Source organism: Aquimarina atlantica, assembly GCF_000626715.1.
In the GTDB taxonomy this organism is placed as follows: domain Bacteria; phylum Bacteroidota; class Bacteroidia; order Flavobacteriales; family Flavobacteriaceae; genus Aquimarina; species Aquimarina atlantica.
Genome location: NZ_AQRA01000001.1, coordinates 706,963 through 724,104 on the forward strand (window position 1 = coordinate 706,963; position 17,142 = coordinate 724,104).

Annotated in this window: 18 protein-coding genes; 9 read left to right on the plus strand and 9 right to left on the minus strand. The window is 32.0% G+C overall.

Going from position 1 to position 17,142, the window contains the following annotated elements:
- Positions 1-123: 123 nt before the first annotated feature.
- From ATO12_RS03135 to menA, 5 genes are all read right to left on the minus strand, one after another.
- A complete protein-coding gene (locus tag ATO12_RS03135; protein WP_034238533.1) occupies positions 124-1,236 on the minus strand; it encodes an AMP-binding protein in 1,113 nt (370 codons plus the stop codon).
- A gap of 70 nt (positions 1,237-1,306) precedes the next feature.
- Entirely contained in the window at positions 1,307-2,215 is a 909-nt protein-coding gene (locus ATO12_RS03140) for a CPBP family intramembrane glutamic endopeptidase (protein WP_034238534.1), read from the minus strand.
- A 13-nt stretch (positions 2,216-2,228) separates the two neighbouring features.
- Positions 2,229-3,269, minus strand: a complete 1,041-nt coding sequence (locus ATO12_RS03145) for an o-succinylbenzoate synthase (RefSeq protein ID WP_034238535.1) — start codon at positions 3,267-3,269, stop codon at positions 2,229-2,231.
- The gene (locus tag ATO12_RS03150) at positions 3,269-3,949 is read right to left on the minus strand and encodes a metal-dependent hydrolase (protein ID WP_034238536.1); all 681 of its coding nucleotides are present in this window, start codon (positions 3,947-3,949) and stop codon (positions 3,269-3,271) included. Before ATO12_RS03150 ends, ATO12_RS03145 begins: the two co-directional genes overlap by 1 nt.
- Positions 3,950-4,053: 104 nt before the next feature.
- Positions 4,054-4,953 (minus strand): 1,4-dihydroxy-2-naphthoate octaprenyltransferase, encoded by a 900-nt coding sequence (menA, locus tag ATO12_RS03155; protein WP_034238539.1) that lies wholly within the window; start codon positions 4,951-4,953, stop codon positions 4,054-4,056.
- Positions 4,954-5,150: 197 nt separating this feature from the next.
- Here menA and ATO12_RS03160 point away from each other — a divergent pair, with 197 nt between their 5' ends.
- Positions 5,151-6,857, plus strand: coding sequence for an alpha-amylase family glycosyl hydrolase (locus ATO12_RS03160; RefSeq protein ID WP_034238542.1), 1,707 nt, complete (start codon positions 5,151-5,153; stop codon positions 6,855-6,857).
- Between the two features lie 556 nt (positions 6,858-7,413).
- Positions 7,414-7,779: a hypothetical protein gene (locus ATO12_RS03165; RefSeq protein WP_034238546.1), complete on the plus strand. Its 366-nt coding sequence runs from the start codon at positions 7,414-7,416 to the stop codon at positions 7,777-7,779.
- A 115-nt stretch (positions 7,780-7,894) separates the two neighbouring features.
- On the opposite strand, the gene ATO12_RS03170 is transcribed toward ATO12_RS03165, so the two are convergent.
- The 4 genes from ATO12_RS03170 to ATO12_RS03185 all read right to left on the minus strand — a co-directional run bounded on the left by ATO12_RS03170 (position 7,895) and on the right by ATO12_RS03185 (position 10,723).
- Positions 7,895-8,698, minus strand: coding sequence for an alpha/beta hydrolase (locus ATO12_RS03170; protein ID WP_034238549.1), 804 nt, complete (start codon positions 8,696-8,698; stop codon positions 7,895-7,897).
- Positions 8,685-9,560 carry an alpha/beta hydrolase gene (locus ATO12_RS03175; RefSeq protein WP_034238552.1) on the minus strand — a complete coding sequence of 292 codons (876 nt, stop codon included), beginning with the start codon at positions 9,558-9,560 and terminating at the stop codon, positions 8,685-8,687. Before ATO12_RS03175 ends, ATO12_RS03170 begins: the two co-directional genes overlap by 14 nt.
- A gap of 105 nt (positions 9,561-9,665) precedes the next feature.
- On the minus strand, positions 9,666-10,256 hold the full coding sequence (locus ATO12_RS03180) for an outer membrane beta-barrel protein (protein ID WP_034238555.1): 591 nt from the start codon (positions 10,254-10,256) through the stop codon (positions 9,666-9,668).
- Positions 10,257-10,375: 119 nt separating this feature from the next.
- Positions 10,376-10,723, minus strand: a complete 348-nt coding sequence (locus ATO12_RS03185) for a 4Fe-4S dicluster domain-containing protein (protein ID WP_034238558.1) — start codon at positions 10,721-10,723, stop codon at positions 10,376-10,378.
- Positions 10,724-10,789: 66 nt separating this feature from the next.
- On the opposite strand from ATO12_RS03185, the gene ATO12_RS03190 reads away from it, so the two are divergent.
- From ATO12_RS03190 to ATO12_RS03220, 7 genes are all read left to right on the plus strand, one after another.
- Positions 10,790-11,851, plus strand: coding sequence for an acyl-CoA reductase (locus ATO12_RS03190; protein WP_034238561.1), 1,062 nt, complete (start codon positions 10,790-10,792; stop codon positions 11,849-11,851).
- A gap of 228 nt (positions 11,852-12,079) precedes the next feature.
- Positions 12,080-13,144, plus strand: coding sequence for a 3-phosphoserine/phosphohydroxythreonine transaminase (gene serC, locus ATO12_RS03195; RefSeq protein ID WP_034238564.1), 1,065 nt, complete (start codon positions 12,080-12,082; stop codon positions 13,142-13,144).
- 75 nt (positions 13,145-13,219) lie between these two features.
- Positions 13,220-14,170, plus strand: a complete 951-nt coding sequence (locus tag ATO12_RS03200) for a D-2-hydroxyacid dehydrogenase (protein WP_034238566.1) — start codon at positions 13,220-13,222, stop codon at positions 14,168-14,170.
- Between the two features lie 175 nt (positions 14,171-14,345).
- Positions 14,346-14,978 (plus strand): DUF937 domain-containing protein, encoded by a 633-nt coding sequence (locus ATO12_RS03205; RefSeq protein ID WP_034238567.1) that lies wholly within the window; start codon positions 14,346-14,348, stop codon positions 14,976-14,978.
- A 117-nt stretch (positions 14,979-15,095) separates the two neighbouring features.
- Positions 15,096-15,608, plus strand: a complete 513-nt coding sequence (locus tag ATO12_RS03210; RefSeq protein WP_034238572.1) for a hypothetical protein — start codon at positions 15,096-15,098, stop codon at positions 15,606-15,608.
- 4 nt (positions 15,609-15,612) lie between these two features.
- Positions 15,613-16,509: an arabinofuranosidase catalytic domain-containing protein gene (locus ATO12_RS03215; RefSeq protein ID WP_117589996.1), complete on the plus strand. Its 897-nt coding sequence runs from the start codon at positions 15,613-15,615 to the stop codon at positions 16,507-16,509.
- A 176-nt stretch (positions 16,510-16,685) separates the two neighbouring features.
- A complete protein-coding gene (locus ATO12_RS03220; protein ID WP_034238579.1) occupies positions 16,686-17,114 on the plus strand; it encodes a DUF6146 family protein in 429 nt (142 codons plus the stop codon).
- The last annotated feature ends 28 nt before the right edge of the window (positions 17,115-17,142 follow it).

Consider the following 17,142-nt stretch of genomic DNA (forward strand, 5'->3'; position numbering starts at 1 on the left):
ATAAACTAAAACTATATGTTCTTATAGGTGATAACAATCAAGAATGAGTGAAGTCGTCTTTTTAATGAGTAAAAAGGAAAATAGTGGTTTTTATGCTTAAAGAAAATGTAAAAGAAAAATGCATTATTTTGAATTCATCGCCAATTCTACGGTTTGTTTTCTTTGTACTTTTCCGTTTTCTGTACCTATAAATTGAGGGATAAAGTAAATCTCTTTCGGGATTTCGTATTTGTTTAAGGTATTTAAATTCTGTATTCCTTCCTGCAATGTTAGGTATGCAATTTTATCATACTCACGTTCTATTAATAAGATTACTTTATCACCAAGTGTATCATCAGGAATACTGGTAATAAAAAAACGATGTCCGATCAATAGTTGTAATTTTGTTTCTATCTCTTCTGGATACAATTTCACTCCTCCACTATTAATCACATTATCATGACGCCCTTTCCACAAAAATTTTTTATATGTTTTTAGTTCTACTACATCATTAGTAACAATCGTCTCTTCATTTAGCTGTGGGGCTTTAATAATCAGGCAATTTCTATTATCAATACTTAATGTAATATTAGGTAGCGCCTTAAAATAGTGAGCATCTTTTTTATCTTTCTTCTTCGGGTTTATTCTTCTTGCGGCTATATGAGAAACTGTTTCAGTCATACCATAGGTTTCAAATATTTTAGTCTTAAAACCTTGAACCAATTCTTTTAAATTTTCTGAAACGGGACCTCCTCCAACTATTAGTTTTTTAATTAAATGAAGTCTATTAAGAGAGTTATCAAGTTGTAGAGGTACCATTGCGCAAAAATCATATTGTTTGTATACTGTATCCAAAGGGTTCGTTTTTGGAGGCACCAAATCTATTTTCCACCCCAGTACCATAGCTCTTACAAGCATCATTTTTCCGGCAATATAATTTGCAGGAAGGCATAACAGTGCAGTAGTTCCTTCTTCAGATTTAAAAAACTTTCCTGTTGCTATTGCACTATTAATCATGTGTTGTTTATATACCTTAATTTTTTTTGGTTTTCCTGTAGAACCCGAGGTTTGTACAACAATATGATCTTTTTCATTTAACCAATCTAACAAAAAGCTTCCTGCTTCCTGTTCATATACTTCACCTTCTTTAATAAAACCATAGGCCAAAGATTTCAGCCTTTCTTTATCAAAACAATTTTTATTTATTGAGAAGCTTTGATGTATTTCGGGAATAGAAAATGTACTTTTCGTTTGCATATTCAAATTTCAATTTTCTAACATACTCATAAGTTATCAATATGTAAAGAGTGTGTTATTTCTTTGTTAGTTATTCTGAAATTGTATCAGATGGTATGTTTCCTAAAAGTTTATCTTTCCACCCTGTCCACTTATATTTCTTTGATAGAATCAAAAGAAAGATAGGAAAAACTACTACTACGGGAGTTAACACATCAAATCCTGCACTTGGTTCTGAGATATCAATAAGAATAGAATCTGTTTGCAATGCTGTCCAATCTGCGGTGATCAAAAGTACTGTTACAAGATTATTCGCTGCATGAAACCCAAGTGCTAACTCTAGACCTTCATCCATTAAAGTGATGATTCCCAAAAACAAACCTGTACCGATATAGTAAACCATAAGTATTGGTCCTAATTTTTCGACTTCTGGATTCGCAGCATGCATTACTCCAAAGAGTATTGATGTTACTAGTAAAGGAAACCATTTGTTTTTAACCGCTAATCCCAGTCCTTGCATTAGGTATCCTCTAAACAAATATTCTTCAAAACTCGTTTGTATAGGAACTAATAGTATTGAGATTACCGTAAGAATTAGAAATGGAACAGGTTGAAAATTAAACAAATAGTTTTCTGGATTAATAAAATATACGATCAAAGTAGATACAATAATAAATGATGCCATTAGAATAAAAATGAAGAAAAATCGATTCCAATCTATTTTTTTTCTACTGGTAGTAAGCGATAAAATACTCTGTTTGTGTACATATCGAACCCAAAACAGCAAACCTGCTAATAGGACAACAAAAAATATCATGTTTTCTGCAAAGAATCTATTTTTCCCTTTGGATTTAATTTGCTCTTCCATAATAAGAGCAACATCACTACCCAATAATTTCATTGTCAAATAGTTTATCCCCATTAATCCAATAAACATAATTGGGATTGGTAAATACTTCCACATTCCTAATTTCCCTTGTCTTCCTTGTGTAATGTACATGTATATATTTATATTAATTTAAGTAGTTTAATATCCATTCTTGTTCTGGATTATACGCCAGAGCTCCTTGACTAACAACCAAAGGTGAATCAATATTATTTGTATACAATCCTCCCGTCCCTAAGCCTTGAGGTATTTTGTTGTTTAAGGTATATGTATATTGCGCAATAGCGTTTAGTCCTATATTACTCTCTAATGCACTGGTAATCCACCATCCAATCCCGTAAGATTTTGCTATATTAATCCATTCTTTGGTTCCTTTAAAACCTCCTATCAAACTTGGTTTAAGAATAATATATTGTGGTTGTATAGTTTGTAATAGTTTTTTCTTTTCTGTTACATCAAAAACACCTATTAATTCTTCATCTAATGCTATGGGCAATGGGGTTTCGTTACATAATCTTGCCATTTCTTTGTACTGCCCTTGTCGTATAGGCTGCTCTATACTATGTAAATCATAAATAGAAAGTCGTTTTAGTTTATCTAAAGCATCTTTTGGTTTAAAAGCGCCATTAGCATCAACTCTTAATTCAATACTATCTGAAGAAAATTGAGATCGTATATAGGACAATAAATTTAACTCTGTTTCAAAATCAATAGCCCCTATTTTCATTTTTATACAATCAAATCCATCATCTAATTTAGAAGAGATTTGTTGCCTCATGAATTCTTTATCTCCCATCCATATGAGTCCATTGATAGAAATTTGTTTTTCTCCACGAGTAAATGATGAAGGAAACAATAAAAATGGGGAATCACTTTCTAAAGATCTAAATGCCATTTCTACTCCAAATTGAATGCTAGGAAACTCTATAAGTTCTTTCCAAAGCGTATCTACACCTAAATGAATATTTTCACAGGTCCATTTTAATTTATCCTCATAATCTGGTCGATCATCTATACTTAATGTTCTTAGAATACCACATTCACCTATTCCTTTTCTGGTTCCGTCAGAAATCACAATAAACCAGGTTTCTTTGGTTTTTAATATCCCTCTAGAAGTCCCGCTTGGCCTTTTAAACTGGAGGATATGCTTATAATACCTGGCATTCATTATAATGTGATGCTTTCTCCTATATCTAATAGCATAAGGTCTTTGTTTTTTTCAAAAAACTTTTGTTTAGCCTCATTATGATCAATTTCAATATATCCAAAAGTGTCATAATGCACTCCTAATATTTTATCACATTCTACAAAATCACTTGCAATAATAGCATCATCTACACCCATTGTAAAATTATCTCCGATAGGTAAAATAGCAAGGTCCAAAGTATTTCTTAACGGAATTAATTTCATATCCATTGTTAAAGCAGTATCCCCTGCAATGTAAATGGTTTTATGCTCTCCTTCAATAATAAACCCTCCTGGTTGCCCTCCATAAGTTCCATCGGCAAAACTACTGGTATGAATTGCATTCACATATTTTACTTTTCCAAATTCGAAACTCCAGGTTCCTCCATGATTCATAGGATGTACTTCGATACCTAGGTTCTGATAATATGTAGTAATTTCATAATTTGAGACAATCGTAGCATTATTACTTTTGGCGATTACCTCTGCATCAAGAACATGATCTTGGTGTGCATGTGTAAGCAGTATATAATCTGCTTTAATTGTACTCATATCAATTTTATCCTTAGCTAAGGGGTTACCCGAAATAAATGGATCTATAAGGATATTTGTTTCATTAATTTCAATTAATAAAGTATTATGACCGTAAAAGGTGATTTTCATGTGTGAAAAATTTAAAACTTATTATACTTCAAATAGGTTCTGAGATACAAAAGAATGCACACAAAACTACTCTAATTTATCTGTAATAACAGAGTTCGACTAAATTATAAAATCTGCCCCAGACTAAATAAAATAGACAGTAAAAATGTTGTTAAAGCTATTTTTTTAAGCTCGGGGTCCAGTAGTTCTGAATTACTGGTTTTAGCAACTTTTCTTATATGAATAAGTAAAGGTATATAAGCTATTAAGAACAAAAAGTTGATAGGTGTTTTATAGGTAGAATATAAATATACTAACATAGATAGCATAGCTATAATTAGTAAGGCAAAATGATAAATTCTTGCTCGATTAATACCTAGTTTTACAACAAGTGTATTTTTACCTGCTTTTTTATCACTATGATAATCTCTCATGTTATTAAGGTTTAATACCGTGGTACTCAATAATCCGATAGTAATAGCAGGTAGAAAAACAAGAACATGTAGTTGTTTTGCAAACAAAAAATAACACCCAACGACGCTAACCAAACCAAAAAAGATAAATACAAAAAAATCTCCTAAACCTCTATACCCATATGCAGAACTACCCATTGTGTATTTAATAGCAGCAGCTATAGCGGCAAGTCCTAATATGAAAAAGAATACAGAATAGAAAAAGTACTCTTTTCCGAAAGCAACATAAATTAATGTAATAGCAACTCCTAAGGTGATTAATGCTGTAAGTATTATTCCATTATACATTTCCTTTTTAGAAATGGCTCCACTTTGTAAAGCTCTTTGTGGTCCTACTCTATCTTCGTTATCAGTTCCCTTTACCCCATCACCATAATCATTAGCGAAATTGGATAAAATTTGTAAACCTAACGTAGTAATAATAGCTAGCCAGAAGGTATTTGTTTCTAAAAAGTTCTTATAACCTAAAGCAGATCCGACAACTATTCCCGAAATCGATAATGGTAAGGTTCTTAATCTAGCTGCAGAGATCCATGCTTTAAATTTGGTCATTTTTATAATTTTGACTCCAAAGGAACATTATTTTTACAGAAAAATAAAAATTAATTGCATCAATTCTTTGTCTTAAGAGTTTACAAAAAATGTATAACAAATTATAATATCCCTTATTTTTATAAATTTAGTAATTCATCATACTCTAATTTTTATGAGACTTTTTATAGCTTAGCATTTTTAAATCCCTAAATACAATGATTAAACTTACAAAATCCATTATTTTTTTGCTCTTATGCCTTATAATTGGGTGTAAAGATGAGCCAAAAACAAATGGTATTAATCAATCAAAAACTATTCAACCTGATACTCAAAAAGCAAAAACATCAGATAAACTTCCTTTTATTTGGGAAGGATCTAATATCTATTTTTTATTAACCGATAGGTTTAAAAATGGAGACCCTGCAAATGACGAGGCATTAAAACGAACTAAAGAAACAGGGAAATTAAGAGGCTTTGAAGGAGGTGATATCAAAGGGATTATTCAAAAAATAAATGATGGGTATTTTAAAGCGTTAGGTGTAAATGTTATATGGTTTAGCCCCATAGTAGAACAAATACATGGGAGTGTAGATGAAGGTACTGGAAATACATATGCGTTTCATGGATATTGGACAAAAGATTGGACAAAAATTGACCCTAATTTTGGCACCTATAAGGAATTAAAAGAATTAGTAGATACAGCCCATAAAAATGATATTAGAATTCTAATGGATGTGGTAATGAACCACACGGGCCCTGTTACAGAACAAGATCCTGTTTGGCCTGACAGTTGGGTACGAACCTCGCCGCAATGTACTTATAAAGATTATGAAAGTACTATACATTGTACGCTGGTAAAAAATCTCCCTGATATTAAAACAGAGAATAACGAAAATGTAGAATTACCCGAAGCATTAATAAATAAATGGAAAGCCGAAGGTAGATTAGAAATAGAACTTGCAGAAATAGATGTTTTCTTTACCAAAACACGATTAAAAAGATCTCCCAAGAATTATATTATTAAATGGTTAACCGATTATGTTAGAGAATTAGGAATAGATGGATACCGTGTAGATACTGTAAAACATATTAAAGAAGATGCCTGGAGTGTATTAGCCAAACAAGCTAAACTGGCATTCTTAGAATGGAAATCAAAAAACCCAGATAAAATACTAGACGATAATGAATTCTTTATGTTAGGTGAATTATATGGTTATGGAATTGATGGGAAACGATATTACGATTTTGGAGATCGTAAAGTAGATTATTTTGCTTATGGGTTTAACAATATGATCAATTTTCAGTTTAAATATGATGCTAATCAACTTGATTATGAAAAATTGTTTAGTAAATACAGTAAAGCTTTGTATACCCATCTAATCGGTAAGGGAATAACTAATTATATAAGTTCTCATGATGATGGCAAACCTTTTGACAAAAAAAGAAATAAAACTTATGAATCTGCTACCAAACTGTTACTAACCCCCGGTATATCCCAGATATATTATGGAGATGAGATAGCAAGACCTTTAATTATCGACGAGACCAAAGGAGATGCTACACTTAGGTCTAACATGAATTGGGATATGATAGATAATAAGGATACCAAAAGATTATTAAGGCATTGGCAAAAACTAGGGGTTTTTAGAAAAAATCACCCTGCAGTAGGAGCAGGTAAACATAGAATGATATCTCAAAAACCCTATGTGTTTTCAAGAAAGTATCATAAAAATGGAATATCTGACAAAGTAGTAATAGGATTAGGTCTTCCTATGGGTGAAAAAATAATTAAAATTAATTCGATTTTTCCAGAGGGAGCTATTTTAATCGATAAGTACTCGGGTAAAGAAGTTACAGTTTCTAATGATTCTGTAATGATTGATTCTGAATATGAAATTGCTCTATTAACAGTAAAAAAGTAAACGATAAAAATTCTTATTAAGTATCTATTATGGCTAAGTGACTATCAATTTGGCTTTACTTTTTTTAGTATTCAAAATAATATATCTCAAAACTATAGCATAAGGTGATTGTATATATACATATACAGCATATTTCCACATGAATCTAAAGCAAAATAGTATCAGATGTCAAGTCGTGAATCGTTAATTCATTTAAGTTCATAATACCCCATGAAGAACTTACCTCCTTAGGATAAGGAGGTAAGTGTTGGGGAAAACAAAAAAAGTAAGGGAAAAATTGTAATTGGAATACATGTCAAAGATAAAGAGGTTTGGTGCATATACGGTTACGGTTTTACCTCAAACTTTAGCCGGAATAGTAGTATGAATTGAAGATAAGCTGCTTAACACATTGAAAAACAGATATTTAACAAAAAATAATACTGTATGTTAAATTATACCAAATAAAAAAAACAAATATCTATATAAATAAATACCCTTAATTGATTTCTAATAATTCAAGAAAAATTTAAATTTGCAATCATTAGTAGTTAATCATCTTTATAATATTACCCATTTGGAAAATAAAAAAGCAATCAAGTTAATCGATAAAATTCTGGTAGACCTAGAAAAAACAGGTATCAACACAGATGCACTAATTGAAGACCTTAAAGAATTAAGGACTTATGCTTTAGAAGAGCAAATACCACTTGTAGTAAAAGTTCTTAGGTTTACTTATGAGCACATAGAAGAGAACAATTCTTTTCTTATACCTATTCCAGATGATGAACCTATAGATGAAGACAACGAAATATCGAATAATGAAGAAGCCAAAGACCCTGTAGCGAGTCTTAAATATTTGGTATCATTAACAAAAAGTCTTAAAAACAGAACAAATATTTCAGATTTAAAAGAGTACAGAGATGCTCTTATGGCATATTAAATTATAGGTTCTTGATGAACCGTTTTTTTGTACCTGATTGATACAAAATTATAAATTTTATAGAAGGAAGCGTTATATCTTTTATATAGATATAACGCTTCTCTTTTAATGGTATTTAATCATTTTTTAATACACCATCAATCGTAGTGCGATATTCTTCAAATGTTATTAGATTATTATGTGATCCTTTTGGTATTGTAATCATTTTTTTATTCAAGGTTGAAATACTATTAAATAATAGCTCACCAGATGCATAAGGGACTACCTTATCGTCGGTTCCATGATAAATAGTAATATCACAAATTACATTTTGTATAAACTCATGAGAGGGGATTTTATATTGTAACAGGATGTTTGTTGGAAAAAAGGGTAACCAGCTTTCTGCAACGTCTTTCATACTGTAATAAGGAGTTTCTAATATCAAATGGTTAGGTCGATTATCTGAAGCTACTTTTACTGCAATTCCGGTTCCAATAGATCTCCCGTAAATAGTTATTTGGTCCTCTGGATACCGTTCTAAAGCATAATTATAAAATAACTGTGCATCTTCATATAATTTTTGTTCGCTAATTTTTCCTGTACTTTTTCCATATCCTCGATAATCCATTATGATGACATCGTATTTTTTATAGGCAAAGAACATCGCTATTTTTCCCCAACGTTTCAAACTTCCCTTATTACCATGAAAATACAACATTACTCCTTTAGGATCTTTAGTAACAAAACGAATAGCATTAAGGCGACTATTGTCGTTAGTTTCTAGAAAAAACTCTTCAAAAGGGTGTTCGAATTGAAAAATAAAGTCTTCAGAAAGTTTTTCTGGTTGAAAAATAATTTTCTCCTGAAAAAAATAAAGTAATATTAGAAGAATACAATAGAGTGATATACCTCCCAATAGTATTTTTTTAAGCCTGTGCATTTGCTTTTTTTGAAGAATGCATAACACCAATACTTGTATTAGAAAGGTTTATCTTTCTCATTTTAGAATTGATAATTTCTCCAAGCATCTTATGGTAAGATTCAAAATTATTCAAATTTTTATGCCCTCCTCCTATCACCGTGTATAATCGAGTAAGTTTTGGTCGAATTTTTGACAATTTGATACTTGATTTAAAAGGAATTAATTTATCATGGGTACCGTGTATAATATGAATAGGGCAATTTACATACTTAAGCCATTTATACGTTGGTATAGGATACCTCATTATTAAAGAAATTGGCATAAACGGGATAAACTTTGCAGCAACCTTATTTAGGCTATAATAAGGAGCATCTAATATCAACATTTTAGGATTGTTAATAGAGGCAAGTTTTGTAGCAAATCCAGATCCCATCGAACGACCATATAAAATAATATACTCTTCCTTTACTCTATCTTTAATCTTATTATAGACAAACTGAAGATCTCTTTTTATTGCTTTAAAAGAACGTCTACCTGTACTTTTACCAAATCCTCTATAATCCAACATAAATACATCATACCCATGTCTTGTGAAATCTACAGCAAATTTCCCCCAGCCTTTAATACTTTTAGAATTTCCTTTAAGATATAGAACAACACCTTTTGGGTTCTCTACTTTAAAATGAAGACCATTAAGAATAGCCCCATCTCTTGTTTCCAGATTATATTCTTCTACGACCTGATTATTATAATGAAACTCAAAATCCTTATCTAACTTCTCTGGTTTAAAAATGAAGTACTCCTGCAAATAATACAAGAGTATACTTACAATAATATACATTGCAAGAACACTAATTGCTATATATCCCCAATACGACATCCAATTATTCTTTTTTTGTAAGTATCTAATTTACAAAAAATTAAGTTGAGGTATAAAAAAATCCTGCTTTGGCAGGATTTTAAATACATATTATTTGTTAAAATTTTATCGTCGAGCATCATAAATTCTGAATCGAACTCCCACTCTTGCATAAATATCAAAGAATTTACTATTAGTATCGGTTATATTATCTACAAAATCGTTCATTACTCCTACTTCTGCCATAATATCGAACATCTCTCCTATCATTTGAGAAAAACCAGCTCCGTACACACCACCAATAATCAACTTTTCATAACCTTCATCTTCTAATTCTACACCATTTATTTCAAATTTTGTATTTACTCGAAAAGAAGGTCCGACATTAATAAAACCACGAAACCGATCTTTACCATCACCAGTTAGGTATCTAAATTTTGGATTAAAACCAACCTGAAGTGTCTCTGCGTCACCTCTTCCTTCTATTTCACTGGTACGTTGTAAAAGGTCTAAAGAAAAAACAATACTTGTTCTCGCTCTAACTCCCATTACATAACCGTATCCTGCATTAACAAAAAAACCAGCTCCGCCTGTAGTTTCGGTATTATCAAGGTTTAGCTTTGAGAAAGTAGCTCCAGCAGAAACTTCCCATCGGTATTGCCCATAAGAAACAACAGAAAGCGTTGTAAAAAGAATAAAAAAGACTATTTTTTTCATGATTTCGTATTTAGATTTGAGGTTGTAGTAGAGCGAAAATACTAAAATTTAAAAAACGACCATAAAAAAACCTGTCATATGACAGGTTTTTTTATGGTCTATAATCAGATAATATCCTTTTATTTATGCATAAAAGCTTGTTTTTGCAATAAAAATTCTTCGGTTTCTACGATATCCTCATCAGGGATACAACAATCTACAGGGCATACTGCTGCACATTGCGGTTCTTCATGAAACCCTTTACATTCTGTACATTTATCAGGAACTATATAATACACTTCATCACTAACAGGCTCTTGTGCCTCATCGGCATTTACACTTTTACCACCAGGAAGAACTACATCTCCTTCTAAATCTGTACCATCAGAATATCTCCAATCATCAGCTCCTTCATAAATTGCAGTGTTTGGGCATTCCGGCTCACAAGCACCACAGTTTATACATTCATCTGTTATTATAATTGCCATAGCTCTTTTTTATTCTAAATTTGCAGCACAAAAATAACTCGTAAACTAGTGATAAACAAATAAGAGATGTTATTAAATGATCGTATCAAAGCTTTTTCTGAATTAGGAAAGTTTCTTAACCAATTCAAATCCACTGGTTATGAGAAGGTTAATACCATTCATCATAATGATGATTTTTTTGATAAAATGGTTCATAAAATTACTACAGCCGTACATCATAATGGATGGTTTACAGAAAAAAATGTACTTTTTTCTGTAGAACAATGGAGTAATGCTCTCACCAAAAATAATTTAAAGGATTGGCTGTCCCCATATGCATTAGAAAAAACAGAACCAAAAACAGTGGGTATTGTTATGGCAGGAAATATACCATTAGTAGGTTTTCATGATTTTCTTTCTGTATTGATTTCGGGGCATCATGTTTTAGTAAAACAATCTTCTAATGATAATCAGTTATTACCTTTTTTAGCTTCGTATCTAATAGCAATAGAACCTCGGTTTGAGGCATCTATTAAATTTACTTCAGAAAAGTTTAAAAATTTTGATGCTGTAATTGCTACCGGAAGCGATAATACTTCTCGATATTTTGAATACTACTTTGGTAAAGTCCCCAACATCATACGTAAAAATAGAAATTCTGTTGCCATTTTAACAGGAAATGAAACCAAAGAACAACTCGAGGTACTAGGCGAAGATATTTTTAGATATTATGGATTGGGATGTAGAAGTGTATCAAAACTCATGGTCCCAAAAGGATATGATTTTGATTCTTTTTTTAAAGCTATTTATCCATATAATGATGTTATTAATAGTGCAAAATACGCTAATAATTATGATTACAATAAAGCAGTTTATCTAATGAGCAATTACAAATTGTTTGAAAACGGTTTTTTAATGCTAAAAGAAGACGAAAGTTATGCTTCCCCTATTGCAACGTTATTTTATGAAACCTACGATTCTAAAGGCCAGTTAAGCAAAAAAATTGAGAGTGACAGCGAAAAGATCCAGTGTGTTGTAGGCCTTGATTTTTCTCCAGAATGTATTGAATTTGGTAAGACGCAAAGCCCTCAACTTTCAGATTATGCAGATGGTATAGATATTATTGAGTTTTTGACAAAAATTAATTAAATAATTTATCATTTTGATAATGATTTTGTATCATATTATTAGCACCTTTGTGATGTTTTTTCTAACGCTGTTTTTAGAGTAAAGAAAAAACAACTAAACCATACTATTTAACAACAATAAAACTACTAATGAAACTGATACAATTAGATAACCGATAACACAAATAGTTATAAGAATTTTGATTGTTGAAGATTCCATGTGGCCATTAAAAACAACAAACATTAGCACATGAAAAAGCATAATTTTAGCGCTGGACCCTGTATTTTACCACAAGAAGTATTTAAAGAAGCATCACAAGCAGTGTTAGATTTTAACAACTCTGGTCTTTCTATTCTGGAGATATCGCATCGTAGTAAGGATTTTGTAGATGTTATGGAAGAAGCCCGCAGTTTGGTTTTAGAATTGCTAGGTTTAGAAGGAAAAGGATATAAAACACTTTTTCTTCAAGGTGGAGCAAGTACTCAATTTCTTATGACCGCCTATAATTTGTTACAAACAAAAGCTGGGTATCTAAATACAGGAACCTGGAGTGATAAAGCGATAAAAGAAGCTAAGCTTTTTGGTGAGATCGTAGAAGTCGCTTCTTCTAAAGATTCAAATTTTAATTTTATTCCCAAAGGATATAATATTCCTAAAGGATTAGATTATTTACATCTAACTAGTAATAATACTATTTTTGGTACACAACTAAAAGATTTTCCTTCTACCGATACTGCTCTCGTATGTGATATGAGTAGTGATATCTTTTCTAGACAGATGGATTTTTCTCAATTTGATTTAATTTATGCTGGTGCGCAAAAAAATATGGGCCCTGCAGGAGCTACTGTTGTAGTAGTTAAAGAAGATATTTTAGGTAAAGTAAACAGACAAATTCCTTCTATGCTAGATTATCAAACGCATATTAGTAAAAGTAGTATGTTTAACACCCCACCTGTATTCTCGGTATACACATCAATGCTAACCCTAAAATGGATTAAAAAATTAGGTGGTATTTCGGCTGTAGAAGAACTTAATGAAAAGAAAGCTAAGCTTATTTACTCTGAAATAGATGTAAACCCATTATTCGAAGGTTTTGCTGCAAAAGAAGATAGATCAATGATGAATGCTACATTTAGGCTTTTAAATGATGATCTTAAAGAAGCTTTTGATGCTATGTGGAAAGAAGCAGGAATTAACGGAATTAATGGTCATAGAAGTATAGGGGGATATAGAGCTAGTATGTACAATGCATTAAGCCTTGAAAGTGTTGCTACTCTTGTAGATGTAATGGGTGACCTAGAACGCAAAGCGTAAAATAATATTCTAACAATAATCATTTAAGACAAGTCAAATTAATAAGGCTTAATATTCAAAATTTAAAACTTGAAAATGAAAGTATTAGCAAACGACGGGGTATCTCAAAGCGGAATTGAAGCTTTAGAAAAAAAAGGCTTCGAGGTTTTAACAACTACAGTAGCTCAAGATCAATTAGTTAATTATATTAACGAAAATGAAATTTCTGTACTACTTGTGCGTAGCGCGACTAAAGTAAGAACAGATATTATTGATAATTGTCCTTCTCTTAAGATTATTGGCCGTGGTGGTGTAGGAATGGATAATATTGATGTAGCTTATGCCCGAGAAAAAGGATTGCATGTAATTAATACTCCTGCAGCTTCTTCTGGATCTGTAGCAGAGTTAGTTTTTGCACATTTATATGGCAGTGTACGTTTTTTACATGATTCTAACCGTAATATGCCTCTCGAAGGAGATAGTAAATTCAAAAACCTGAAAAAAGCATATGGCGGAGGTATCGAATTAAGAGGAAAAACCCTTGGGGTAATCGGTATTGGACGAATAGGACAGGCAACTGCAAAAATTGCAATTGGAGTCGGGATGAATGTTATCGCTTATGATCCGTTTATTGAAGAAGTAGAAATACCACTAGAATTCTTTGACGGGCAATCATTAACGTTCAAAATCAAAACTGTATCCAAAGAAGAGGTGCTTAAAAATTCTGATTTTTTCACACTACACGTTCCTGCACAAAAAGAATATGTGATTGGAGCTCCCGAAATCGAACAAATGAAAGATGGTGCAGGAATCATTAATGCAGCAAGAGGTGGTGTAATCGATGAAGTAGCATTGGTAGAGGCCTTAGAAAAAGGGAAATTAGGTTTCGCAGGACTTGATGTGTTTGAGAATGAACCCAGCCCGGCAATCAAAGTATTGATGAATAATAAAATATCACTAACACCACATATTGGTGCAGCTACAGGAGAGGCTCAAGATCGTATTGGCCAAGAATTAGCTGAGCAAATTATTAATATTCTGAACTAAATACAAAATATAGATTACATAAAAAAAGAGCCGTTTCAATCATTGAAACAGCTCTTTTTTTACTTTTCATCCTATAAAATTGTTTTTTATCCTATTTTCATCAAAATAAAATGAGTTAATAATTCTAATTCTGATATTAAAAATGTAAATTTAGATTCATTAAAAAATATTTACAATGTCAGGAATTTTAGATCTATTAAATAGCCCTATGGGCAAGCAAATTATCAGCGGTGTGAGCTCACAAACGGGCCAATCGCAAGATAAAACCGGAGACCTATTAAGCATGGCTATGCCAGTACTTATGGGAGCAATGCAACGAAATGCATCTACACCTGAAGGAGCTTCGGGACTGTTAGGAGCATTAACTGGTAAGCATACCGGTGGGATTTTAGATAATTTAGGAGGTTTATTTGACGGTGGTGTTGATCAAAGTGTCACTAATGATGGAGCTGGTATTCTGGGGCATATTCTTGGAAATAAACAACCTGCAGTAGAAAATGCTTTAAGTCAAAAATCAGGGATCGATGCTGGTTCTGTGGCTCAAATACTAAAAGTAGCCGCTCCAATTCTTTTAGGAGTATTAGGAAAACAAGCTAAACAAAATAATGTAAACGATGCTAATGGATTATCAGGTTTACTAGGAAGTATGTCTGGTGGTGGTGCTAAGCAACAATCATTGATAGAGTCTTTCTTAGATGCAGATGGTGATGGAAGTATTCTTGACGATGTTGCCGGAATGCTATTAAGTAGCGGAGGAAAGAAAAAAGGAGGCCTTGGAGGGCTGCTTGGTGGTCTTTTCGGAAAATAATACCCCATTAAATAGTCAAAATAATATAATTTATATTATTTTGATCTATCAAAAGAAAGGGCTTATTAGAGTTGTATGACTTTAATAAGCTTTTATTTTAACCAACTATCTACTAACATGAAAAAATTACTAATTTTAGTAGTGTTTCTATATTACGCAAGCACTATTGCTCAAATCGATGCTACTGCATTACTGGGTTTGCCAGGAGCTACCACAACAGATATAAATAACATTAGTACAGCTACAATACAAGAAGGATCTTTAGTATTCGATACAGTTAAAAAAAAAGTGTTTCAATTTAATGGAACAGAATGGAAAGAATTACTCGAATCCCCATCTGTATTTGCTAAAACCGGAAATTATACTCTTGTAGATACTGACAATCATAATATATTAACTTTTAATAGTACAACAGATGTTACATTAACAGTTCCTGCAGGGCTTCCTATAGGATATAATGTTAGTATCTATCAATTGGGAGCAGGAAAAGTAACTGTCACAGGAGCCGCAGGGGTAACTATAAAAAATAGATTATTACGATTTAAAACAGCAGGACTAGATGCAGGAGCTGGTATCGTATGCACAGCAACCAATACATTTCATATCACCGGGGATTTAAAAAGAAATTAATAGCATGGCAAGATTATTACTTTACATAGGTCTGTTTTTTTCGAGTCTTAGTTATTGTCAAATTGGTCAATACAATAATTTTCCTACGATGAGACCGTCTCATATCTTAGATGAAAAACTTACCAATATTAGTTTTGCTTTTTCACTAAGGGTACTAGAATCTGATTATAATGGCCCTCTTATACGGCTAAGAAGAGATAGTGATAACGCTCAACAAGATTTTGGTTGGGACGATAATGATATTGTAGATGTAACAGCAATAGATGCCTGGAGAGGTGCTGCAAACGTATTTGTTGTTACATGGTATGATCAAAGTGGTTTGGGTAGAAACGCTATTCAGAACACCAATGCATTTCAACCACGTTTTATTACCGATCCTACCAGGCCCTATTTTTTTGGAGACGGTAATAATGATCGATTAGATATTAATACAAGTATACAAGTTCTAACCAATGCAGGAGTTAATGGTTCTGTTTTTACAGTTTTATACTCTACTTCTGATAATCAGTTTTCATTTGGTACCAGGCAACCTGGTGTTAATAGAAATCGATGGTCTATTCATGTAAATTGGACAAATAACAGAGTTTATTTTGATTCTGGGATTTGTTGCAGTGATCCTGTACGATGGGCTTCAAACGGTAACAATCAATGGCAACAATTCTCTTTTATTCGCGCTAATATTGTACAGACAATTCGACGATCGGGTACTATTCTTAGAACAGGGAACTATACTTTGGGTCGTTGCACTGCAACAAATGGGGCCGGCATCCTATATTCTAATGGGGCCAATCGCGAATTCGCCACGAATCGATTTACCGAACTAATCATGTATAGTATGGATATTAATCTTACTGACATTCAAGAAATTGAACAAGACCAGGTTGATTTCTGGAATTTATAATTTCTACAACATTATCATATTATTTTTTTAGATATATTTATAAGGTTATGAAATGAGCATAAACAAATTTCATCATTGCATACCAACCGATATGATTATGTTTTTTTGTGCGAATTCCTGAATGTGCAGAAATTTTTAGTTTCTTCATTTTTAGTAAACTATAAAATTTTAAACAGATGAAAAATTGTATTTATATATTAATCTTGGGGATATTTATTTATAGTTGTTCTACAACCAAAAACCGAAAAATGGATGTAGCTACTACTGATATTGCTTCAGACACTATAAGGATTGCAAATGATAGCCTGGAATATGAAATTATTATTATAGAACCAGGATTTAATGCATGGCTAATTACTCAAAGACCCAGAGGGTTTTATTCTGAAACATTTTTAGAAACCAGAAATCGTATCTATGTTACAGAATATAATCAAAGAGTGATGCAACCACAACGATTTGACCCTAATTTATACCTTCAACAAATTAATTATGATCCTGTAATTCATTATGGATATGAAGTAAATTATCTGCTGTATAATTACTTTCTATATTTTGAGCAGCGATATCGACAACGATTTATTGTAACAAGAGGACGACGATTTTGATTTCCATTCTTTTTAGTTGTATTTTTGT